Source organism: Wolbachia endosymbiont (group A) of Sturmia bella, assembly GCF_964030905.1.
GTDB classification, from domain to species: Bacteria; Pseudomonadota; Alphaproteobacteria; order Rickettsiales; family Anaplasmataceae; genus Wolbachia; species Wolbachia pipientis.
The window spans coordinates 1,348,325-1,370,301 of record NZ_OZ034988.1 but is presented as its reverse complement, the minus strand read 5'-3'; the positions used below and the strand labels follow the sequence as shown (position 1 = coordinate 1,370,301).

Genomic DNA, 21,977 nt, shown 5'->3' with positions numbered 1-21,977 from the left:
TTTGTTTTAGCATAAGACAACTACCTTTAGCTCATCAGCTCAGTTATAAGCAAAATTTCTGGATTCCAGACTGGAATGACATCATCTGTTGTGCAATTTACCTTCAAAAATGAATGTTCGTACAGCTATGGATTCATTCGCGGTATAGATTCCGCTAACGAGTAGCGGAATGACGGTTTTTCAAATTGTAGAGCCACTTTAGCTATAGAACTCAATTACATAAGCAAACCTTACTTATTTTACTATCCCTGTTTACTTCCTGTAAAAAACATGTTACTAATGAATTGAATTTTGTAGTAGAATGGAGGAAGTTTTGGCAGTTCCAAAAAGAAAAAAGTCAAAGTCAAGGCGTAATATGCATCGTTCTCATCATGCTATTGAGCCTAAGAATGTTGTGGTATGTTCAACAACTGGGGAATTCATGTTGCCTCATAACGTAGCAGTTGATGGCAGTTACAAAGGAAAACGGGTTTTCATCAAGCAACAGGCAGAGTGACTATTATGATATGTTATCTACGGTCAATAATAATATAGTTATTGCACTTGACGCTATGGGGGGCGATTTTGCGCCTCTTTCCGTAATTCATGGTGCTGGTTTTTTTTTAGACAACCTTGTTGACCCAGGCATTAAAGTTTTTTTTCATATTTATGGAGATAAGGAAGAAGTATCTCCTTTGCTTTTGAAATATAAAAAAGTAAGTAACAATTCTGAATTTACTCATTGTTCTGACAATGTCCTTGCAAATGATAAGCCATCTTTTGCGCTGAGACATCGTAAAGACTCAAGTATGAAAGCTGCAATTGTTGCAGTGAAAGAAGGTAAAGCTTTCGGAGTGGTATCTTCAGGCAACACCGGAGCGTTGATGGCAATTTCCAGATTTATTTTAGGAACATTACCAAACATTTATCGTCCTGCTATTGCCTCTATCTGTCCAACTAAGACAAAAAGCTTCGCTTTGCTTGACCTTGGTGCAAATGTTGATTGTAATGCCGACTCATTATTTCAATTTGCGTTAATGGGTAGTATATTTGCAAAAATAGCATTAAAAATTGACAATCCTGAAGTTGCTTTGCTAAATATCGGCACAGAAGAAGTTAAAGGTAATGACTCAGTGCGCGGCGCTTTTGAGTTGCTTAAAAACGCTCCAGGCATTAATTTCAAAGGGTATATAGAGGCAAGTGAATTTTTAGAGGGTAATATAGATGTGATTGTTGCTGATGGTTTTGTTGGCAATGTAATGCTCAAAACGGCTGAGGCAACCGCTAGTACCTTTATCAATCTAATAAAGCAGGAAGTATTCAATTCGTGGATAGCGAAAATGCTTGTTGGTATATTGTTAAAATCCAAACTAAATAAAGCTTTAACGCGTTTTAATCCCAAAATTAGAAGTGGAGCTATGTTTTTAGGGCTGAATGGTATCATCATTAAAAGTCATGGAAATTCTGATGCTATTTCTTTTGCCCATGCCATAAAATTTGCAGTAAATGCAATTAGTGAAAATTTAAATCAAAAGATAATTAACGGGGTAAGTCATATTGAATAAAAGTTTCATATTAAGCACTGGATCTTACCTACCAAGAAAAATGTTGAGTAACAACGAAATTGCATCGATAGTTGAGACGAGCGATGAATGGATAAGGCAGAGAACAGGAATAGTTCAAAGGCATATAGCAGATGAAGGAGAACTAACGTCAGATCTAGCTGTAAATGCAGCAAAAAGTGCTATAGAAAAAGCTAAAATTTCAGTAGATGAAATTGACTTGATTATAGTTGCTACAACAACTCCTGATAAAACTTTTCCTAGCTGTGCAACGATTGTACAAAGTAAGTTAAAATGTAAAAACGCATTTGCTTTTGATGTACAAGCAGCATGCTCTGGTTTTATATATGCAGTTACAGTTGCTGATTCGCTCATAAAATCTAACAATAGAATTAAATATGCATTGGTTATAGGTGCTGAAATAATGTCTAGGATTGTTGATTGGGAAGATAGGTCAACTTGTGTACTCTTTGGTGATGGTGCTGGTGCAGTGGTGATGAAATCAGAAATGGGTAGAAGCGGCATCATATCAACAAACTTATACTCTGACGGCAATGTGGACATACTATGTACGAACGGAGGGATATCCTCAACTGGTGATTCTGGAAAAATATGCATGAATGGAAGAGAAGTGTTTAAACATGCAGTGGATAAGTTAACAGCCTCAGTAGAGGAAACTCTGAAATGCAATAATTTGAAAATCACTGATATTGACTGGTTAATTCCCCATCAAGCAAACATTCGTATTATTGAAGCAGTAGTAAAGAAATTAGATTTTCCTATAGAGAAAGTGATTAATACCGTTGATAAGCATGCAAACACCTCAGCGGCATCAATTCCACTGGCCTTAGACTATGCAATACAAGAATCAAAAATAAAATCAGGAAATCTGGTACTGCTGATTTCAATAGGTGCAGGCCTGACCTGGGGTTCCGTGTTGCTGCACTATTAGACTTCCTGCATTACCTCCTGTCATCCAAGTACCCTCTTTGTCATTCCAGTGCCTCTTTCTCCTGTCATCCCAGTGCCCTGACTACTTGGATCCAGAAAAAAGAATGGTGTCATGAAAGTAGCTGATACTGGTTTTCATCCAAGAGGGTGTCATCTCAGTGCCCTGACTACTTGGATCCAGGAAAGTTTGCTTGTAAGCAAGCAAACTAGCACAGAAAGTGGTTACAACATTTTCGATGAGATTATATGGAAAACTAGATCCCAGTGTCAAGCACTGGGATGACAAAAAAAGGAGCACTGGGATGACAGCAGTCCTACGTCATACCGCGATTCATTCGCGGTATCTCTAGATCCCGCTAACAAGCAGCGGGATGACGGTTGTCGTTTAGCCATAAATATTTAAGAAATTTACCAAATGAAAAAAAAGGCAAAAGAAGCCCTGGGGTTATTATCCGCTTTAAAATATTGGCGTTTTTTATGTTTTAAACGCTTGACAAGCGAGATTAAGCTGCTTTTAATTGCAACTAACTTACGCTGCAAACGTTTAAGAAATTTACTAAGCAGAAAAAAAGACAAAGAATCCCCGAGTTAGCTAGTCTTTTACTATCTCTGTCGAGTATTGGCATTTTTTGATGTCTTGTAACGCTTTGTAAGCGCGTTCAGCTTATTTAGATAAAAATCTAGATGTAGATGAAGTTTTGTAAAGACATACAGTATCTATATACTGCAAAAAATTGAACATAAGACGCCGATACATTAAGTAATCCTTACCTTTTAATCTGCAGATTGGCGAAAGCAAATACAATAGCTTCAGTTTCATGATAAGGGAGCTGGCGAGGTTTGTCAAGGAAGTTTTTCTTTTCCGTGAATTACCTTTGAGGTTGAATATTGAAAATTAACCGGAGAGTTGTGGATTACTTTGTATATGTCATAACAAGCCATGGCGCTCTCAGCAAAACCATTTAGTATTAATTTTAGTTTGCCTGAATAAATAGCTATATCTCCGATTGCATATATCCTATCTCTACTGGTTTTAAGTGTAGCTGGGTCGACAACTATGCGGCTATGTTCTAACTGTATACCCCAATTGTTTATTGGACCAAGATTCATTGACAATCCAAAAAATGGCAGCAAAAAATCAGCGGATATTTCTTTTTCTTCCTTAGAGGCAATGTTTTTTACTATCACTGCGCTCAACTGCCCATTACCTCCTGCTAGTTCGTGTAATTGATATGGCACTACCAGTTCTATTTTTCCATCAATTTCAAGTGATTCTAATTTATTTCTAGTTTCAGGAGTGCAGCGAAATTCCTTTCTCCTATGTATCACATAAATTTTCTTCGCAACTTTAGAAAGTTCTACAGTCCAATCAGCCGCAGAATCACCCCCACCTGCAATGACTATAGTTTTGTCCTGAAAATCAGAAATTTTATTTACACTGTAAAATACAGATTTATTTTCATATTCTAATATACCACTTAAGGGTGGACGGTTAGGTTCAAACATTCCGTTACCTGCAGCAACAATAACGGCTTTGCATTTTACCTCTGTACCTATGTTCGTTATGACAGTAAAGCTTTCACCTTCGTTATTTGAAATCTTTTCCACTTTTTGACTTAAATGGTAAACAGGCTTAAATAGCGAAGATTGCTCCATTAGTTGCTCAATTAATTTTTGGGCAGTGATTACAGGATAACCAGGTATATCATATATTGGCTTTTCTGGGTAAAGAGCTGTGCATTGTCCTCCTGCTTGATCCAAAACATCTATTATATGACATCTCATATCAAGCATTCCCGCTTGAAAAGCAGTGAATATTCCAACAGGTCCTGCACCTATTATTACTATATCGGTTTTCATATTCAGATGGTGATCTATTTATAGATATTAGCTTTCTTTGCTAACAAGGTCAATTTACAAAGGGATGTATTTTTAAAAGATGTGGCTAGATTAGACAAGATTTCCAGCGTTATGAACCACATAGTCCAAATAAGCTCTAGAAATCAGCTAGCATAGCGAGATGCTGTGCGGACGGAATGGGATTCGAACCCATGGTACGCTCATCACGTACGTCAGTTTTCAAGACTGGTGCCTTAAACCGCTCGGCCATCCGTCCATTTCTTTTCTATCACAACATTTGATTTTAAGCAATCTATAAAAGCTTTACTTGCCCACGCAAAAGTTGCTAAACACACTACTCAATATTTCCTCAACATCAATAATTCCAATCACCGCACCAAGTTCAAATGCAGCAAGCCTCAAATCTTCAGATATCAACTCAATTGGATTATCGATATTAAAACGTTGTAAATGTTCCAGTGCTTTCTTCATGTGATTCCTATGTCTTTGCCGAGTGATTACAGGAGTGTCTCTATCATGCCCAAATTTTTCCTCTGCCTTCTCTTTTATGAGAGAGATCAATTTGTTTGTACCTATTTCCTTTAGAATAGAAATGGGTAAAAGATCTATGCCATTAATTTTTATATTGTGATTATTGATAACATCGTCAGCTTTGCTCAATACATAAATGGTGTCATTTTGGTCTGATGTCATGCAAGTAGCTGACACTGGAATCCAGCTATGAACATTGTTTTCAGCACATGTTTCTAGAATCCATTGTCTATTGCATAATTTGCAAGTATTTTTATATCTGGATCCCAGTGTCAAGCACTGGGATGACACCGTTTGTTGATTACAATATTTGCATAGTTGTGTGTCAACGACAGATGGTATATTGCCTGTGGCTTGATAATTGACATCGTGTCGTTGTTCAAAAGGAAATAGCTCTATTCTTAAATCAGCTTCAAAAGACCTCTTTTTCGCTCGACTTATACCTTCTAATTCTATTGGATCTGAACTTTCACGAATTCCAGCAGTATCAGAGAGAATGATTGGGTATCCGCCAATGTCAATATGAGCTTCAAGTATATCTCTTGTTGTGCCTGCATATTCAGAAACAATAGCAATATCACGCTTGGCTAAGAAATTAAACAGAGTTGATTTACCGACATTTGGTTCACCAGTTATTACAATATGTAAACCCTCACGCAACCTTTCGCCCCGTCTATTATCATTTAAATGCTCTTGTATCAACTGCACGAGAGATTGCACTTCATTATTAATTTTTTCCAATTCACTTTTTTCTGCCCAAATGTCCTCTGGAAAGTCTATATATGCTTCGATTTTGGATTGTATCGTTATTAATCTTTGCCTCCAATTGCTGTATAGTCTCTCCAATTCTCCTGATATCTGCTTAATCGCTTGTTTAGCTTGCATTCTCGTCTCAGCATCAATTAAGTCTGCAATCCCTTCTATTTGCGTTAAGTCAAATTTACCATTTAGAAAAGCCCTAAGTGAGAATTCTCCAGGCTTGGCCATAACGAAAACTTTTGATAATTCCTCCAAGATGATTTTTATAACTGCCTTGCTTCCATGCACTTGTAACTCTATAACGTCCTCGCCAGTGAAACTGTTTGGAGCAGGGAAATAGATGATTATTCCATTATCTATCAATTGACTGGAATCATCATATAGATCAACTAAAGTAGCAAATCTTGGTTTAATTTCTTTCTTAATATGAAAATGATTTAAAGCTTTAAGCGCGTAGTTGCCTGAAATTCTGATTACTGCAACTCCTGACTTACCAAATACGGTCGATAAAGCGAAAATAGTTTCATTTGTGTTTGTCATTATTTATATAAACTACTTAGCAATATTACACTTAAGAAACCAAAATACCTAAAAAGTCACCCAGGTGAAAATATTTATTTTGAAAACTGATAATATGATTTATAATGACTGACACAAGTTTTAAATATTTTATGCTCAAGAAATTAGCTTGGTACTGGTCTTTTGTAGAGTTAATTAAAGGGTTTGTTATTACATTAAAATATATGTTTAAGCCAAAGGTTACTTTGAGGTATCCTATGGAGAAGGGCCCTTTAAGTCCAAGGTTTCGTGGTGAGCATGCGTTGCGTAGGTATCCAAACGGTGAAGAACGATGCATAGCTTGTAAATTATGTGAAGTTATCTGCCCTGCTCAAGCAATAGTTATTGAAGCAGAGGAAAGAGAAGACGGTAGTCGCCGCACCACGCGCTATGATATTGATATGACAAAATGCATATACTGCGGACTTTGCCAAGAGGCATGTCCAGTTGATGCAATTGTTGAAGGTCCTAACTTTGAATTTGCTACTGAAACAAGAGAGGAGCTAATGTACAATAAAGAAAAGTTATTGCGTAATGGTGAAGTTTGGGAAGACGCAATTGCACTCAGGTTAAAAAAGAATAGGCCTTATTATTAATGTTCAGAGCTTATAACCCTGTTATCCATTATGATTTAGGGGCAGTGCCCACTAGGGGTGGTGTCATCCCAGTAGCTGATACACAACTGTACGAACATTTGTTTGCGAGGGCAGTATGTTAAATGTTATAGCCTGTTTTGCCTCAAACACAAAGGTGTCATCCCAGTGCTTGACACTGGGATCCAGTAAAATTGATTGTGAACAAGCACACTATGCAACATTTTCAATGAAATTACAAAAAAGCTGGATTCCAGTGTCAAGCACTGGGATGACACCATTTGCTGTGCAATTTACCTTCGAAAATGAATGTTCGTATGGCTATGTGCGTGACACTGGGATGACACCGTTGGAAGAAGCAAACCGCCTTCAAGCTACATGTCCGTATAGGTTTATTTATGGTTAGGGTTACTTTTTCAACCGAACAAAAAGTAAAAGAATACAGTGGTAAAGTCACTGGCTTTGATATATTACAACCGGATGCTTTGAAAGAAGTAGTTGCATTGAAAGTAAATGGTGAGCTATATGACCTCTCACGTGAAATTGAAGCTGATGCAGAGATAGAGGTGATACAACTGAGTGACGAAGTGGGTTTAGATATAATAAGGCATGATGCTGCTCATATAATGGCGCAGGCAGTGAAAGAGCTATTTCCTAATACTCAGATTACTATCGGCCCAACAATTCAGGACGGTTTTTACTATGATTTTGCTACAGATCGTACCTTCACTACGGACGATCTTACCGCAATAGAAAAGAAAATGAAAGAGATTGTAAAAAGTAACCACAGATTTGTTCGAGAAGTTTGGACTCGCAAGCAGTCAGTTGATTTCTTTAGTGGTATAGGCGAAAAATATAAGGTTGATATTATCTCATCCATACCAGAGGGTGAAAACCTAACTGTTTATAGGCAAGGTGATTTTGTTGACCTATGCCGTGGTCCGCACTCACCATCAACCGGTAGAGTTAAAGCGTTTAAACTTATGAAAGTAGCGGGTGCATACTGGCGTGGTGATTCTAAGGGCCCAATGTTGCAGCGAATATATGGCACAGCATGGGGAAATAAGGATGAATTAAACGCTTACCTTGAGTGCCTCAAAGAAGCAGAAAAACGTGATCACCGCAAAATTGCTAAGGATATGGATTTATTTCACATTCAAGAGGAAGCTGTTGGGCAGGTTTTTTGGCATGAACAAGGATATATTCTATATAATGTTCTTGAGTCTTACATCAGAAAGAAGCTAATAAATAATGGCTATTTTGAGGTAAAAACTCCTATTTTAGTAAGTAAAGAGCTGTGGGAAAGATCTGGACATTGGGATAAGTTTCGTGAAAATATGTTTATTGTTGACGAATCTGAGAATAAAAAGTTAGCAATAAAACCCATGAATTGTCCTTGTCATGTGCAGATTTTTAATTCTCACACCAGGAGCTACCGTGATTTACCAATACGTATGGCAGAGTTTGGCACATGCCATAGAAATGAAAGCTCAGGCTCATTGCACGGACTGATGCGAGTGCGTGGTTTTACGCAAGACGATGCACACATTTTTTGTATGGAAGAACAAGTGAATTCTGAGACTATAAAGTTTTGTGACCTTTTAAAAGAAGTATATTCAGAGCTTGGATTTAATGAAATTTCTGTGAAATTTTCAGACCGTCCAGATATTAGAGCAGGTAATGATGAAGTGTGGGATAGAGCTGAAAAAGCGCTGCTTGAAGCCGTTAAAGAAGCGGGCTTGAGTTATAAACTTAACCCTGGTGAAGGTGCATTTTATGGTCCAAAGTTAGAGTTCGTTTTGAAAGACGCAATAGGCAGAAATTGGCAATGTGGAACATTACAAGTTGATTTCATTTTACCAGAACGTCTGGGAGCTTTTTATATAGGGGCAGATGGGCACAAGCATCACCCTGTCATGTTACATAGGGCAATTCTTGGGACTTTTGAGCGTTTTATCGGAATTTTGATAGAAAATTATGCAGGAAAATTTCCAGTTTGGCTTGCTCCAACGCAACTTGCTATTCTGACCATTACAAATGAAGCTGACGGTTACGCCACAGAAATTAGCAATATTTTAAAAGAACAAGGTGTGAGAGTCAAGACTGATTTGACCAATGAAAAAATTAGTTATAAGATACGTTTGCATAGTTCAAACAAGGTTCCTATATTGTGGATTGTAGGCAAAAATGAAGTTACAAGTAAAACTGTGTCAGTAAGAAATTTAGGATCGGAAAGACAGGAGTCTTTTTCTTTGGAAAAGGCTAATGAATCGCTGTTAAAAAGTATTAATTTGAATTAAGGGAGTTAAAGTTTGCAAGTTAAAAAGAACAATAAAAACAGAATTAATGGATTTATCACAGCTAAGGAGGTACGCTTAGTTGATCATAGTGGTGAAATGGTCGGAATCGTGCCAATAGAACGAGCTTTGGAATTTGCACAGGGTGTTGGTTTAGACTTGGTGGAAATTGCACCTGATTCAACCCCTCCAGTATGTAAAATTCTGGATTATAGCAAGCAAAAGTATGATATAAAAAAGAAAGCAAGTGAAGCAAAAAAGAAACAAAAAACATTAACTATAAAAGAAATTAAACTGGGTCCCAATATTGGTGATCACGATTACGGAACAAAATTGCGTCAAGCAAGAGACTTACTTGCCCACGGACATAAAATTAAAGTCACAATGAGATTTAGAGGGAGAGAGCTTATAAACACTGAAGTTGGACTGGAAAAATTAGAACGGCTAATTCGAGACACTGAAGATATCGCAAAGGTAGAATTGGCACCTAAAAGAGAAGGGAATCAATATTTTTTAGCTCTGGTTGCTAAGTAGCAAAACGGCTTAAGAAGTATAAGTAAAGTTAAATTATCGCTCTCTCTTTGATAACATGGCGAAAATGTCTTATTAATCCTTGAATCGGCCAAGCTGCAGCATCGCCAAGTGCGCAAATTGTATGTCCTTCTATTTGAGTTGTAAGGTCAAGCAGCTTATCTATTTCATCAGGCTTAATATCTCCTGCCACCATCCTCTTCATAATCCTCCACATCCATCCAGTACCTTCACGGCATGGTGTGCATTGTCCACAGGACTCATGCATATAAAAGTGTGATAACCTCTCTATTGCAGCTATTATATCAGTTGATTTATTCATCACTATTACAGCAGCAGTACCAAGCCCTGATTGTGCAGTTCTTAATGAATCAAAATCCATTTCAATAGTATCACATATAGATTTTGGAATTAATGGCACTGAAGACCCACCAGGTATTACAGCAAGTAAATTATCCCAACCTCCTCGCACTCCACCTGCGTATTTTTCAATTAATTCACGTAATGGAATTCCGAGCTCTTCTTCAACATTACACGGGTTGTTTACGTGCCCTGAAATACAAAAGACCTTGGTACCAGTATTATTTGGTTTACCAAGAGATGCAAACCATTCTCCTCCGCGATTCAGAATATCTGGAACCATGGCTATAGTTTCAACGTTGTTTATTGTGGTTGGGCAGCCAAAAAGTCCAACACCTGCGGGAAATGGAGGCTTCATGCGAGGAAAGCCCTTTTTTCCTTCAATTGATTCGAGTTGAGCTGTTTCTTCCCCACATATGTAAGCTCCTGCGCCCCTATGGATAAACACATCAAGATCATAACCTGATTTGCAGGCATTTTTTCCAATTAAACCTTCTTTATAGGCTTCCTCAAGTGCTTTTTTTAGAACTAAATATTCATTATAAAATTCACCCCTGATATAAATATATGCAACTGATGCGCTGATCGCTTTGCCGGCCAGGAGAATTCCCTCAAGTAACTTATGTGGCTCATATCGCAATATATCTCTATCTTTACATGTACCAGGTTCTGACTCATCTGCATTGACTACTAAATATGCTTTTGGGAGATTTTTGGGCATAAAGCTCCACTTAAGGCCGGTGGAAAATCCTGCACCCCCTCGACCTCTCAAACCAGATTTCTTTACTTCATCAATGATCTTTTCTGATCCTAAATCCAGTAATTCCTTTGTTTTTTGCCAGCTACCACGTTTTTTTGCACCCTCAAGTAGTGGAGTTCCTTTACCATTTAGGTTGGTGAATATTTTGTCTTGTTCTTTTAGCATGTTTTTCAAAATTTGTGAGTGATCCCGACGCGATTCGAACGCGTGACCCACTGATTAAAAGTCAGTTGCTCTACCGGCTGAGCTACGGGATCATTTCATTTTTCAGCTATACTAAACATCAATACAGTTTTTATCCGTTTTAATCAAACTAAAATTTTCATGTGTGGTTAAATAAATTATATAATATACTGCGTTAGTGATAATTTAGTTAAAAAATCTATGAATAATTTAAAAAAATTTCCAAAGGAAAACTTCTTGTTAATTTTCAGTTCACAGATTTATTTGGATGGTGTGACGTATAACGCTAAGGAGACAAAAAAATAGAGAAGTGTGTACACCCTGCAGAATTTGTACACTATTTAGCAATAGCCTAATAGATAAATATTTCTTGCATTTCAGCCTGAGTGATTTATGCTTTAAGCAAGAATTACCTGGGGGTATAGCTCAGCTGGTAGAGCATCTGTTTTGCACGCAGAAGGTCAGCGGTTCGATCCCGCTTGCCTCCACCAGTCTATACAGCTCTAGCCGCCACAAAACCTGTCAAAGCAGCTTATTTTAATCTATGAGGATTTTATACTATTTCCCTGAAAATCTCTATTTCTTTTCGTAACTTTTCTCTACACAAGTAATGTTGGTTATTACAATTGTAATATATACTAACTTAACAATAAATTAATCAATAAATGTTAGAATACTAACAATTAATTTATTGGTAACGCCTATGAGTGGAAAAAAGCATGTTTTTAAGATGATACCTGGAAAAGAGGTGTTTAGAAAAACCCCGACTACAAGGATAAAGTGGCCTGAAGGTAATGATCCTACTATGCCTATTAAAAAAGTTGAGCTTGTATCGCTGGATGATAAAAACGATGTAGTACTAGGCTTATTGCCTATAAAACTTTGCAGCAGTTCTTGCCTAGACAGTTACATATGTCTGGAGGAAGAAAATGAAGGAAATCTGGTAGCCAAAGATTATAAAAGTGATTCTAACTTAGATTATGTAAAAAGTAACCATACATTTGTATATTACGGTAATGAGTTGGCTAAGTTATCATATACAAGAGAGCTTGTGCAGCCTTTCAAAACTATGTGTAGCAGTTCTATTAAATCAAAAAAATTGGAATACAAATATGTAACATGGGAAGATTCAGATACTGGCAACAATAAATATTATTTTTCAGACGAGGCAGGAAATATAATCGATTCACCTGACAATGAGGTATTACAAGACATTATGTTATACTACGGTGAGAGACATATAAGAGATGTGCTACTGTTGCTATCAAACGCGTTTACTAAAGTTTTTATTCAGGGCCTAACAGACGGCCAACTAAAAACTCTTGCCAATACTCTTAGTAACGAGCAACTGCAAAAAATAATTCCTGAACTGAGCTCAAGCCAGTTGCAGGCCTTAGCAGAGAACTTAACAGATGAACAACTCCAAGCTTTAGTGGATCATCTAACCAATCACCAGCTAAAAACCCTCGCTCAGGAACTAAATCCAGAAAAGTTACAAATAATTGTTCCTATTTTAAATGATACTCAGCTTGAAGCTCTAGTGAGAAAATTAAATTCAGAGCAAGTAAAAGAAATTTTACCTCACTTAAAAGTGGATCAGTTCAAAGCACTTATTAAAACTTTAAATGACGAGCAATTTACAGTGCTTGCAAAAGACTTGGCTGAGCACCACTTGACAATACTCTCCAAAGAATTAGAAGGTGATCAGTTGAAAGCTTTAGTAAATAGTCTGCAAGAAGAACAACTGAAAGACTTAGTTAATAAGCTTGATCCTGAGAAACTCGAAGCAATTGCTCAGGATTTAACTGATTCTAATAAGATTCAGATTATCATTAAGTCTTTAGTTGACAACCCAGACAAACTTCAAGCTTTTGCTCGCAATATGTCTAATGAGCAGTTTAAAGAACTTTTGGATAACGTAGGCGCAGAAGAGCTTAAAGACATCATTCACAAACTGCCTTATGAGAAAGTGACAGCTGTGATCGGTGATCTCAGCAATCAAGATCAGTCTAAAGCTATTATTGATGCATTAAAAGGGAAACTTGACGAGCAGAGTAAACAGAACAAGGAAATGATTGAGATGCTCAAGCAAATCAAGGACGATATGCCAGGCATTGCAGAAGCTCCAGATTTTACAATAGTAGAAAACAATAACGATTCAATGCTACTTGTATGGTAGCAATTTATGAAAATCAATTTTTTTATAGGAGGTAACTTATTATGAGTAAAAACAATGTAGAATTATATTTTGGTGACGAGCCTTCAGACCAAAGTAAATTACTAAAACTTGAGAGCCCGGTTTTTACAAAACCAGATTTTGTAAAACCAAGTATAGATTCAGTAAAAATTCAGAATAAAGAAAAAGGTGCTAAGGAGTTAGATTTTGATATAAATCAGCCACTGGAAAAAATACCTATAGCGGAAATGAAGCAAACAGCCGCAGCTATAACATACCTTAAAAAGGTTTATGATGGCTTGATAGACAGTATTAATGAGTATAACACAAGTTTAAGCATTAACATTACAACTGGCATAGTGGAGCCACTGTCAACAACTATATCAAATATAGGGAACAATACAACTGAAATAAAAAGTCAACTTCAAACTCTTCGAGATGAGCTTCAGGAATTTCGTGATGATCAGCCAGGCATTGCAGAAGCTTCCATATTCCCTCATGCTACTGGCGAAGAGAACGGGTTGCTTTAATAAAAAAGGTAATAGCTTGCTAGCTGTTACTCTTTCCACATACTACTTCAATGTAGCTGAATTGATTTTAAAATTATAATTTTTTATAGGAGTTAGCATGAATAATAGTAAACAAGAAAGCAAAAACGAACTTAAAGTAATAAGCAAAATAGAAGTTAACACCAAACCTAAAGGTTATGATGAAACAGTTGCGCGAAATCCAGCGCAGCTTGGTTATGTCCACAAAGCTTTAGATAAATTAATCGCAGAGCTGAACACGAAATTCGTTCCTGAATTGGATGATGTATTGCATAACAATAGCAACTCTATCAGTCAATTAAATGACATGCTAACAGAAGAAAGGAGTAAGCTTGACGAGCTAATTACAAAGGTTGGTAATGAAAATAGTGGTTTAGTACAGAGCCTGAATAACTTACAGACAAAAGTAGAGGAATTAGAAAACAATACCATTAATGAACCAGATTGGGGTTAAACTGGAAAGAGTAATAGTCTCTAGGCTGTGACTCTCTCTACATACCGTTTCAATACAGCCAGGTTAAGGAATCTATTTTAAAACTTTCGGCATATAGTTCTCATCATGTTTTGCAAACACTGTATCTGCAAGAAAAGTACTATTATCAAACATTTTACCTTGCACAACAACACCACTTTTTTCTGAAAACATTGGTGGAAGTATTCCCTGATATTTCACCATAACGCTCTTATTAAAATCTGTCATTTGAAAAATCACTTCACTTTCGTTGCGTATCACGCTATTTTCAACAACCATTCCACCAACACGGATTAGTTTTTGACCATTTGGTAAAACTATTGCCTCACTTACTGTATAGAAAAATGAGATATTTTCTTTGAGCGTTGTTAAAATAAAAAAAACTGCACAACTTAAAAAGCAGAAAATTCCTGAAGTTATAAGTAATCGCTTATGTTTCTTCTTCATGATTATCTTTCAGGCTTTCTAGAATTTTTTTACTTTTAGTATAACAAGAAATGGTAAAAATTAGCTCTCCAGCAATCAGCGTGAAACTAATAAGGTAAGCAAAAATTACATATGTATTCATAATGCATTATCAATAAATAACTCACCTGCATCAAAATAAATTAAGCTTCCATCCTTTTGCTGCAACACCAATTTACCACTTTTATCTATATCAGCAAAAATTCCTTCATACAATTTGTCAGCTAACTTTACACTGATTTGCTCATTCATTTTGAATGCTTTTTTTAACCACATTTCTCTTATAGCATAAAACCCATCAAGTAGCCATTGCTTTCTTAGCTTATTAAAATTTATTATTAATTTCTTTAACAGATCTATGTTAGACACAGACTCACCGTAATTGCTAATGCACGTTGTTCCTGGAAGTGGTGCATGACTGACATTAATTCCAATTCCTATAATGAGCCAATTCGAATTGGATCTTTTTTCAAGCAATATTCCACTTATTTTCTTGCCATCGATTAGAATGTCATTTGGCCATTTATACTGGAGATTTAGACCATTTATAAATGACAGTATAGCATTTCCAACAGCAAGAGCAGTAACAAAAGTCAATTCTGTTAATTTGCTAACTTGATTCATTAAACCTCTTTCTATCATCCCAGTATTTTCCCCAGTGCTTGACACATAACTATGCGAACATTGCAATTTGCAGGTGGTATGTGGTGTCATTCCAGTGCGTGACACTGGAATCCAGTTCTTATTACACAGTTGCCTGATGTGCCCATTTGTAATTAAGTTTTCTGGATCCCAGTGCCAGGCTACTCGGATGACATCATCCTTGGTGGGAATACCACAACGTTTGTACAGTTGTGTGCTTGACCATTCTTCTTGATTTCTAGATTCCAGCGTCACGCGCTGGAATGACACCGAAAGCTGGCTTTCATTCAGATAATCGTTAAAGAGGTTTATTACCAAACTTGCATAAAAATTACCCTCTGGAGAAATCCAGTTTTTTCCGGTGCGCCCCCTGCCTTCTGTTTGTTTATCAGCAACAATAATAGTTTCATTTGATATTCCTTTATCAATTAAATCCAACGCTTCTTTATTAGTGCTTGAAACTTTTTTGTAATGATGAATATGAAAACCCTCAGGGGTCACCTTGTCAGCCCTTTAGTTCAATGAGTGAGTAAAACGTACAAGAAAAGAACGAGGTTGATCAGCGAAGCCACCGAAGTGATAATGAATAGGCCCTTAGAATAAGCAACCTTATTACCACTAGCTTTATCGAAATACATAGCTTTTATAATATTTAGATAATAGTAACACGATACAACACTCGCCACCACAAGGGTCAAAGACAGGCTGATAAAGCCAGAATTTATTAAACTTTTGAATATAAAAAATTTAGCGATAAAACCTGCAAGTGGAGGTATTCCCGACATCGAGAGTAACAGTACAGAAAGATGAAATGCTACAATTGGGCGTTTCTTCCCTATACCAGATAAATTTGCAATATCACAATCTTCATCGTCAATTTGTACAAGATATGAGAATAGCCCTATGCTTGTGATGATATATATCACCAGATACATTAAGGCACTATCTGTTCCTGCTTGTGTAAAAATAGAAAGTGAAGCAAATATAAAACCAATGTGACCAATTGAACTGTAAGCAAGCAGCCTTTTTAAGTTTTGCTGACGTAAGGCCCCAAAAGCTGAGATAAGAACAGACAATGCTGAAACGTATAAGAAAATAGGCTGAACATAACTTTTTACATTTACTAACTCTTCATTCATCAATCGAATTAAAAATGTTACAAGTGCAGCTTTTGGGGCCGTAGAAAAAAACGCAGTTACTATGGTAGGTGCACCTTGATAGACATCTGGAGCCCACATATGAAAAGGAGCAATAGCAAGCTTGAAACACAAACCAATTAGGACAAAGACTAACCCAAAAACTATTCCATAAGTTATCTGATGGTTTTGCAAGAATGAACCGAGCTCAGAGAAATTGACTTGTCCTGTATATCCATAAAGCAGCGACATTCCATATAGCATAATGCAGGAAGATAATGCACTGAGTGTAAAATATTTCACTCCTGCTTCACATGAATAAATCGAATCTTTATTAAAGCTCGCAAGAACATACAAAGATATACTCATCAACTCAAAAGCTAAATAAAAAGAAATCAGACTATTTGCTGAAACCAAAGTTATCATGCCAAATAGCGCAAAAAGAATCAGCATTGAAAATTCATACTTATAGTCATATTTTGATAAATTCAGCATCAAAAGTATTAAAATTCCTGTGCTGAGAATTAACCCTTGGGCTGACCTGATGTATAAATTGAGTTTTAACAACGAATTAAAGAGAAAAATTTCATTGTTTTCTGCCGAAAGAATTAAAATAATCAAAGTTACCACTGTGCAGCCAAGTGCTAATAAGTTGATAGTTCTGCGGTTAAATATAATCCCAAGCAGCAGCAACACTAACGAGGAGATAATAGAGAACGTTTCCGGCAATATCTGTATATAATTCATAGCGCATTATATTTGACTAACAAATTTGCCATACATGGCTTCAAATAATTCAGTGCAAGGGTTGGGTAAAATCCAAGCAAAATAACAAACACTGCAAGCAGAATTAAGACAGAAAATTCTATGCTATCCAAACGGTTATTTAATAATTTAGAATAGCTAACCCCCCATATTATTTGCTTACATAAATTCAGCATATAAACTGCGCTTAAAATAGTGCCAAGTGCGATAAATCCTGTAAAAAACCCTATGCTCTTAAACATTCCAACCACAGCCAAAAACTCACCTGCGAACCCAGATGTTCCAGGTAGCCCTATTGAAGCCATTGAAAATAAAATGAACATAAAACCAAATTTTGGCATTGTGTTTACAATGCCAAAATATTTTGCAATCTCCAAAGTTCCAGTTCGAGTATATAGCATTCCAACACATAAAAATAAAGCAGCAGAAATAAGGCCATGACTAATCATTTGAAATATGCTACCCAGTACTCCTTCCTCACAAAATGAAAAGAGGCCAGCAGTAACGATCCCCATATGTGCTATTGAAGAATAAGCTATTAACTTCTTTATATCATCTTGAGCAAACGCAACTAGAGAAGCATATATCACCGCAATAATGCTCAGCACAACAACGAAATTTGAAAAATACAAACTTGCCTGAGGAAGCATTGGAATAGAAAACCTTAAAAATCCATATCCCCCCATTTTAATAAGCAAGCCAGCTAAAATCACAGATCCAGAAGTTGGTGATTGCACATGTGCATCAGGAAGCCAAGTGTGAAATGGAAACATCGGTACTTTTATTGCAAAAGAAATAAAAAATGCAATCCACAGCAATGACTGCACTTCAAGATCAAGGCTTGGCACTAATGTAGCTAATTTTTGTATATTAAACGTTCCAAAAATGTTATAGATGTAAACCAATCCAAGTAGAAATAATAATGAGCCAGTTAATGTATAAAGAAACAACTTAAACGTTGCATATACCCTGTGTTTTCCTCCCCAGATGCCAATAATAAAGAACATTGGTATTAAAACAGCTTCAAAAAACACATAAAAGCTTATAGCATTCAGTGAAACGAAAAAACCGACTACAAAACTCTCAAGCAGTAGAAACAATGCCATATAGGCTTTTAGGGTCGTATAACTCATTTTGCAGTTGTAGAGTATACAAATTACAAACAAGAAAGTTGTAAGCAGAAGGAAAAGCAACGATATACCATCTATCCCTATTCCAACATTTCTAATTGGGTAGCTGACAAACTGAAAGTCCGCATTGTTATAATCAAATTCTATACAAGCTACAATGCTAAGCAAAAATGGAAGTACAGCAAAAAATAGAGCAAGGAATCTTAAGTGTATAGATTGATGATTAATCCTGATTAAGGATAAAATCAACGCTCCTATCAGTGGAAGCAAGAATATACTAAGTAACAACACCTTCTATTTAATTCCAATAATATATAAAGCACCGATTATTAGAGTAACAAACATAATAAATGCATAATCAAATATATAACCAGTTTGTAACTTTATAGAACTTTTTGAACATTCATTAACCAACCTTACAACACCATTTGGTCCAAATGAATCAATAGCCTTAACATCAAACTTCCATAGAAGCCTAGATATAAACCTTATCGGTGCAATTATAACAAACTCATACACCTCATCAAAGTACCATTTATTCTGCAAAAACTTAAGTAAAAATTTACTCTTAATTTGCCTAATTACTTGATATTGGTAAATTAGGTACGCAAGTGCTATTCCACTTAGGCTTGCTAAGGTTGGCAGTAGTTTTATAAAGAAATTATGAACTCCATGCTCATCAATCATCACTAAACTTGATTTCCAAAACGCATTACTAGTTATGTTCAAAATATTTGCTCCCCATATTCCAGAAAATACTGATCCAAAAGCGAGTATCAGTAATGGTATAAGCATAATCTTTGGTGCCTCATGTATATTAATTTTACTTTGTTTTTGGCTGTGGAACACAAGAAGCAATAACCTCCAAGAGTAAAACGCTGTGAAGAATGCAACAACTAAGCTTATTACAAAAGCAAAGCTATCCGTGCTATAAGCATGTTCAATTATCAAATCCTTTGAATAAAAACCTGCAAATGGGAATATCCCAGAAAGCGCAAGAGATCCAATCCACATGAGAGCGTAAGTGCAAGGGATTTTCTTCCAGCAATTTCCCATTTTCTGAATGTTTTGCTCATGATGCATTGCATGAATCACATTGCCAGCACCAAGAAATAGTAGAGCTTTAAAAAAAGCGTGTGTCATTAAATGAAAAATAGCAACATTGTAAGCAGAAAGCCCACATGCCATGAACATATAACCAAGTTGACTGCAGGTTGAATAAGCAATTATTTTCTTTATATCGTTCTGAGTAATTGCAACGGTGGCTGCAAAAAAAGCAGTGAGTGCTCCAACGATAACTATTAATTCTCGTGCCACATTTGATAACTCAAACAATGGAGAACACTTTGCTACTAAAAATATACCTGCTGTTACCATCGTTGCTGCGTGAATAAGTGCAGAAACAGGAGTTGGCCCTTCCATTGCATCTGGCAACCAAACATGTAAACCAAGCTGTGCAGATTTACCCATACAGCCAATAAAAAGTAATATGCATATTATATGAGTTACTTTGAATTCACAGCAGAATGCCCTAATGTTCTGCGTGCCAAGAAGATCAGTTGTGTCAAAAACTTCAGTAAAATTCAAAGAGTGAAATGTATAATAAATAAGAAAGATTCCAATCAATAGTGCAAAGTCTCCTACCCTATTCACAACAAATGCTTTAATTGCTGCATTATTTGCAGAATATTTTTGGAACCAAAATCCTATGAGTAAATAAGAACATAGGCCAACCCCTTCCCAGCCAAAAAAAAGCTGCACGAAATTATCGCTTACAACCAGCACAATCATGCAAAACGTAAATAGCGATAGGTAAGAAAAAAACCTCGACTTCCCCTTATCATGCTCCATATAACCGATAGAGTAGAGATGTACTACCAGTGAAACGGTGGTAATAACAATAAGCATTAAGGATGAGAGAGCATCCACACTAATTGCCCAATTTACTTTTAAGATGCTCAATGAAAACAAAGGAAATAAACTCAAGTGATAATTTTCAGAGAAGGTGAGAAAAACATACCAAGATAAAACTGCAGATATTCCAATCCCTGCCGTTGTAACTAACTGACTTTTTCTAAAAAGTGCTGCAAATAGCGAACCAAAAAGTGGCAAAAATACTATTAATTTCAGTATATCCATCATACTTTCATTCTTTCATTAAATTTGCTTGTTCAACATCTATATTGCCACGGCTTCTATAATATACAACCAATATTGCAAGCCCAGCTCCTGACTCTGCTGCCGCAACAGTCAACACAAACATCACAAAAATTTGCCCAACTATATCATTCATAAAGGCAGAAAAAGCAACTAGATTGATGTTAATCGCCAACAATAATATTTCTATTGATAACAATATATTGATTATGCTCTTACGGTTGATGAAAATACCGCACACCCCAACAGTGAACAAAATAACAGCAACTATCAAAAAATGATTTAATCCTATTTCCATTCCACTCCTTTTCCAAATTTAGCCTTAACCAATTTTACAGATGAAGATTGCGTCAATTGCTTTAATACATTCTGTTTTTTAACTCCTTTTTTCTTGTCCTGCAAAGTAAGAGCAATTGCACCGACAATTGCAACAAGTAGCAAAATTCCAGAAAGATGAAAAGCGTACATGTAGTCAGTGTAGAGCAAATTACCGATAGCTTTCACGTTATTGGCATTATAGTTTATAACATTACTTATATTCAGCGTTGAGCTGCGGATTACAAAACTGATAATCAAAAAAAACACACCACACAATATAGCACCAAGAGTGAAATGCTTCGCAAAACCCTGGCGCAATCTTATGTAGTCAATATCGAGCATCATAACTACAAAGAGGAACAACACTGCAACTGCACCGATGTATACTATCAGTACCATCATAGCGATGAATTCAGCTCCAAGGAGAATGAAAAGCACTGCAGAGTTAACGAAGGTGAAAATTAAAAATAATACTGCATGCACAGGATTTCTTACACTAATTACGCATACAGCAGATAAAATGCTAAGAATTGCAAAAAAATAAAAGAAAAAAGGCATTGATACTTTAACTGCAACAATAGTTACTAATTTAAAGTGACTATCGTTGTAAAGTCAATATTATATTAAACGTTTGAAAACATTGTACTACAAAGCTCCAGCTCCATTTTAAATTATTATACAGAGCGCTTTCTAAGTGCTTAATCAATACACTAAGTCCTTAATTTATCAATATATAATATGTGTATGTTAGTAATTAATGGCGGCTCAAAATGTACAACATATTTGGTTATTTTAAAAGCAACAATAGTTCTAACGCACAAAGTAGCAGACTAGATGGAGAAAGTTATCAATACACCACAAGAGACTATATGACAATTTACTTTAATAACACACTAGCAAGTTTCAGTAGATCATTGAGAGAATTTAAAGAAAAAGCGTATGGATTTATGTATGATATCGGAACTTGGTTGAAAGAAACATATGAAAATCTCACTGAACGACCTGCAACGCATAATCGCTATACCCCAAAAGAAAAACCCCTTGTTGAAGTTGAAGAAATAGAAATGAAGGAACTAAACCGTACATATAAGCCATTCCAAACTCCACTTATCCACCCAACAAGCAGAAGTTCTGGTGCCAATACCTCAAATCAAGTTGTTGTTACTCGACATACACCTGAAACTACTAAAACAAAATAGATGTAAAACCTACGTTTAAATATGTAGTACTTGAGTGAAGCATTC

General features: G+C 36.1%; 23 protein-coding genes and 3 tRNA genes. 13 read left to right on the top strand and 13 right to left on the bottom strand.

The annotated features are described in order from the left end of the window. The first annotated feature begins 313 nt into the window (after nt 1-313). From rpmF to ACQH3L_RS06485, 4 genes are all read left to right on the top strand, one after another. On the top strand, nt 314-496 hold the full coding sequence (gene rpmF / locus ACQH3L_RS06500) for a 50S ribosomal protein L32 (protein ID WP_010962967.1): 183 nt from the start codon (nt 314-316) through the stop codon (nt 494-496). A gap of 10 nt (nt 497-506) precedes the next feature. Further along, on the top strand, nt 507-1,544 hold the full coding sequence (gene plsX / locus ACQH3L_RS06495; protein ID WP_038199264.1) for a phosphate acyltransferase PlsX: 1,038 nt from the start codon (nt 507-509) through the stop codon (nt 1,542-1,544). Further along, nucleotides 1,537-2,493, top strand: coding sequence for a beta-ketoacyl-ACP synthase III (locus ACQH3L_RS06490; protein ID WP_010962965.1), 957 nt, complete (start codon nt 1,537-1,539; stop codon nt 2,491-2,493). Before plsX ends, ACQH3L_RS06490 begins: the two co-directional genes overlap by 8 nt. A gap of 111 nt (nt 2,494-2,604) precedes the next feature. Further along, nucleotides 2,605-2,775 (top strand): hypothetical protein, encoded by a 171-nt coding sequence (locus ACQH3L_RS06485; RefSeq protein ID WP_010082311.1) that lies wholly within the window; start codon nt 2,605-2,607, stop codon nt 2,773-2,775. Between the two features lie 560 nt (nt 2,776-3,335). On the opposite strand, the gene ACQH3L_RS06480 is transcribed toward ACQH3L_RS06485, so the two are convergent. The 3 genes from ACQH3L_RS06480 to mnmE all read right to left on the bottom strand — a co-directional run bounded on the left by ACQH3L_RS06480 (nt 3,336) and on the right by mnmE (nt 6,182). Beyond that, a complete protein-coding gene (locus ACQH3L_RS06480; protein ID WP_425384797.1) occupies nt 3,336-4,352 on the bottom strand; it encodes an NAD(P)/FAD-dependent oxidoreductase in 1,017 nt (338 codons plus the stop codon). A gap of 168 nt (nt 4,353-4,520) precedes the next feature. Beyond that, nucleotides 4,521-4,608, bottom strand: a tRNA-Ser gene (locus tag ACQH3L_RS06475). A 47-nt stretch (nt 4,609-4,655) separates the two neighbouring features. Beyond that, nucleotides 4,656-6,182, bottom strand: a complete 1,527-nt coding sequence (gene mnmE, locus ACQH3L_RS06470; protein WP_425384796.1) for a tRNA uridine-5-carboxymethylaminomethyl(34) synthesis GTPase MnmE — start codon at nt 6,180-6,182, stop codon at nt 4,656-4,658. Nucleotides 6,183-6,313: 131 nt separating this feature from the next. Here mnmE and nuoI point away from each other — a divergent pair, with 131 nt between their 5' ends. The 4 genes from nuoI to infC all read left to right on the top strand — a co-directional run bounded on the left by nuoI (nt 6,314) and on the right by infC (nt 9,624). Next, a complete protein-coding gene (gene nuoI, locus ACQH3L_RS06465) occupies nt 6,314-6,796 on the top strand; it encodes an NADH-quinone oxidoreductase subunit NuoI (protein ID WP_038199316.1) in 483 nt (160 codons plus the stop codon). A 115-nt stretch (nt 6,797-6,911) separates the two neighbouring features. Next, nucleotides 6,912-7,199: a hypothetical protein gene (locus tag ACQH3L_RS06460; protein ID WP_010962961.1), complete on the top strand. Its 288-nt coding sequence runs from the start codon at nt 6,912-6,914 to the stop codon at nt 7,197-7,199. Then, nucleotides 7,192-9,093, top strand: a complete 1,902-nt coding sequence (gene thrS / locus ACQH3L_RS06455) for a threonine--tRNA ligase (RefSeq protein ID WP_010962960.1) — start codon at nt 7,192-7,194, stop codon at nt 9,091-9,093. Before ACQH3L_RS06460 ends, thrS begins: the two co-directional genes overlap by 8 nt. 12 nt (nt 9,094-9,105) lie before the next feature. Then, nucleotides 9,106-9,624, top strand: coding sequence for a translation initiation factor IF-3 (gene infC / locus ACQH3L_RS06450; RefSeq protein ID WP_006279610.1), 519 nt, complete (start codon nt 9,106-9,108; stop codon nt 9,622-9,624). A gap of 28 nt (nt 9,625-9,652) precedes the next feature. Here infC and nuoF read toward each other — a convergent pair whose 3' ends face one another. Next, complete coding sequence (gene nuoF, locus ACQH3L_RS06445; protein WP_010962959.1) at nt 9,653-10,906, bottom strand: NADH-quinone oxidoreductase subunit NuoF; 1,254 nt, start codon at nt 10,904-10,906, stop codon at nt 9,653-9,655. 19 nt (nt 10,907-10,925) lie between these two features. Continuing rightward, nucleotides 10,926-10,998, bottom strand: a tRNA-Lys gene (locus ACQH3L_RS06440). Between the two features lie 341 nt (nt 10,999-11,339). Here ACQH3L_RS06440 and ACQH3L_RS06435 point away from each other — a divergent pair. The 4 genes from ACQH3L_RS06435 to ACQH3L_RS06420 all read left to right on the top strand — a co-directional run bounded on the left by ACQH3L_RS06435 (nt 11,340) and on the right by ACQH3L_RS06420 (nt 14,102). Continuing rightward, nucleotides 11,340-11,415, top strand: a tRNA-Ala gene (locus tag ACQH3L_RS06435). Between the two features lie 212 nt (nt 11,416-11,627). After that, entirely contained in the window at nt 11,628-13,103 is a 1,476-nt protein-coding gene (locus ACQH3L_RS06430) for a magnesium transporter MgtE N-terminal domain-containing protein (protein ID WP_038199255.1), read from the top strand. Nucleotides 13,104-13,144: 41 nt separating this feature from the next. Then, nucleotides 13,145-13,630, top strand: coding sequence for a hypothetical protein (locus ACQH3L_RS06425; RefSeq protein ID WP_425384795.1), 486 nt, complete (start codon nt 13,145-13,147; stop codon nt 13,628-13,630). Nucleotides 13,631-13,727: 97 nt separating this feature from the next. Continuing rightward, entirely contained in the window at nt 13,728-14,102 is a 375-nt protein-coding gene (locus ACQH3L_RS06420) for a hypothetical protein (protein ID WP_010082372.1), read from the top strand. Between the two features lie 72 nt (nt 14,103-14,174). Here the strand turns inward: ACQH3L_RS06420 and ccmE are convergent, their stop codons facing one another. From ccmE to ACQH3L_RS06380, 8 genes are read right to left on the bottom strand one after another with little or no spacing between them, the layout of a single operon-like run. Next, nucleotides 14,175-14,567, bottom strand: coding sequence for a cytochrome c maturation protein CcmE (gene ccmE / locus ACQH3L_RS06415; protein ID WP_010082373.1), 393 nt, complete (start codon nt 14,565-14,567; stop codon nt 14,175-14,177). Next, nucleotides 14,551-14,688, bottom strand: coding sequence for a CcmD-like small membrane protein (locus ACQH3L_RS06410; protein ID WP_010962957.1), 138 nt, complete (start codon nt 14,686-14,688; stop codon nt 14,551-14,553). Before ACQH3L_RS06410 ends, ccmE begins: the two co-directional genes overlap by 17 nt. Continuing rightward, nucleotides 14,685-15,728 carry a biotin--[acetyl-CoA-carboxylase] ligase gene (locus ACQH3L_RS06405; protein WP_010082374.1) on the bottom strand — a complete coding sequence of 348 codons (1,044 nt, stop codon included), beginning with the start codon at nt 15,726-15,728 and terminating at the stop codon, nt 14,685-14,687. The genes ACQH3L_RS06410 and ACQH3L_RS06405 overlap by 4 nt, the downstream gene beginning before the upstream one ends. A 17-nt stretch (nt 15,729-15,745) precedes the next feature. Continuing rightward, nucleotides 15,746-17,110: an NADH-quinone oxidoreductase subunit N gene (locus ACQH3L_RS06400; RefSeq protein ID WP_095742783.1), complete on the bottom strand. Its 1,365-nt coding sequence runs from the start codon at nt 17,108-17,110 to the stop codon at nt 15,746-15,748. Further along, nucleotides 17,107-18,549, bottom strand: coding sequence for a complex I subunit 4 family protein (locus ACQH3L_RS06395; RefSeq protein ID WP_425384794.1), 1,443 nt, complete (start codon nt 18,547-18,549; stop codon nt 17,107-17,109). Before ACQH3L_RS06395 ends, ACQH3L_RS06400 begins: the two co-directional genes overlap by 4 nt. A 3-nt stretch (nt 18,550-18,552) precedes the next feature. Next, nucleotides 18,553-20,400 carry an NADH-quinone oxidoreductase subunit L gene (gene nuoL, locus ACQH3L_RS06390; protein ID WP_022626390.1) on the bottom strand — a complete coding sequence of 616 codons (1,848 nt, stop codon included), beginning with the start codon at nt 20,398-20,400 and terminating at the stop codon, nt 18,553-18,555. Nucleotides 20,401-20,404: 4 nt separating this feature from the next. After that, a complete protein-coding gene (gene nuoK / locus ACQH3L_RS06385) occupies nt 20,405-20,713 on the bottom strand; it encodes an NADH-quinone oxidoreductase subunit NuoK (RefSeq protein WP_425384793.1) in 309 nt (102 codons plus the stop codon). After that, the gene (locus ACQH3L_RS06380; protein WP_010962952.1) at nt 20,704-21,291 is read right to left on the bottom strand and encodes an NADH-quinone oxidoreductase subunit J; all 588 of its coding nucleotides are present in this window, start codon (nt 21,289-21,291) and stop codon (nt 20,704-20,706) included. The genes nuoK and ACQH3L_RS06380 overlap by 10 nt, the downstream gene beginning before the upstream one ends. Before the next feature lie 212 nt (nt 21,292-21,503). On the opposite strand from ACQH3L_RS06380, the gene ACQH3L_RS06375 reads away from it, so the two are divergent. Continuing rightward, complete coding sequence (locus ACQH3L_RS06375; protein WP_010082321.1) at nt 21,504-21,932, top strand: WD_0964 family protein; 429 nt, start codon at nt 21,504-21,506, stop codon at nt 21,930-21,932. Nucleotides 21,933-21,977: the final 45 nt, after the last annotated feature.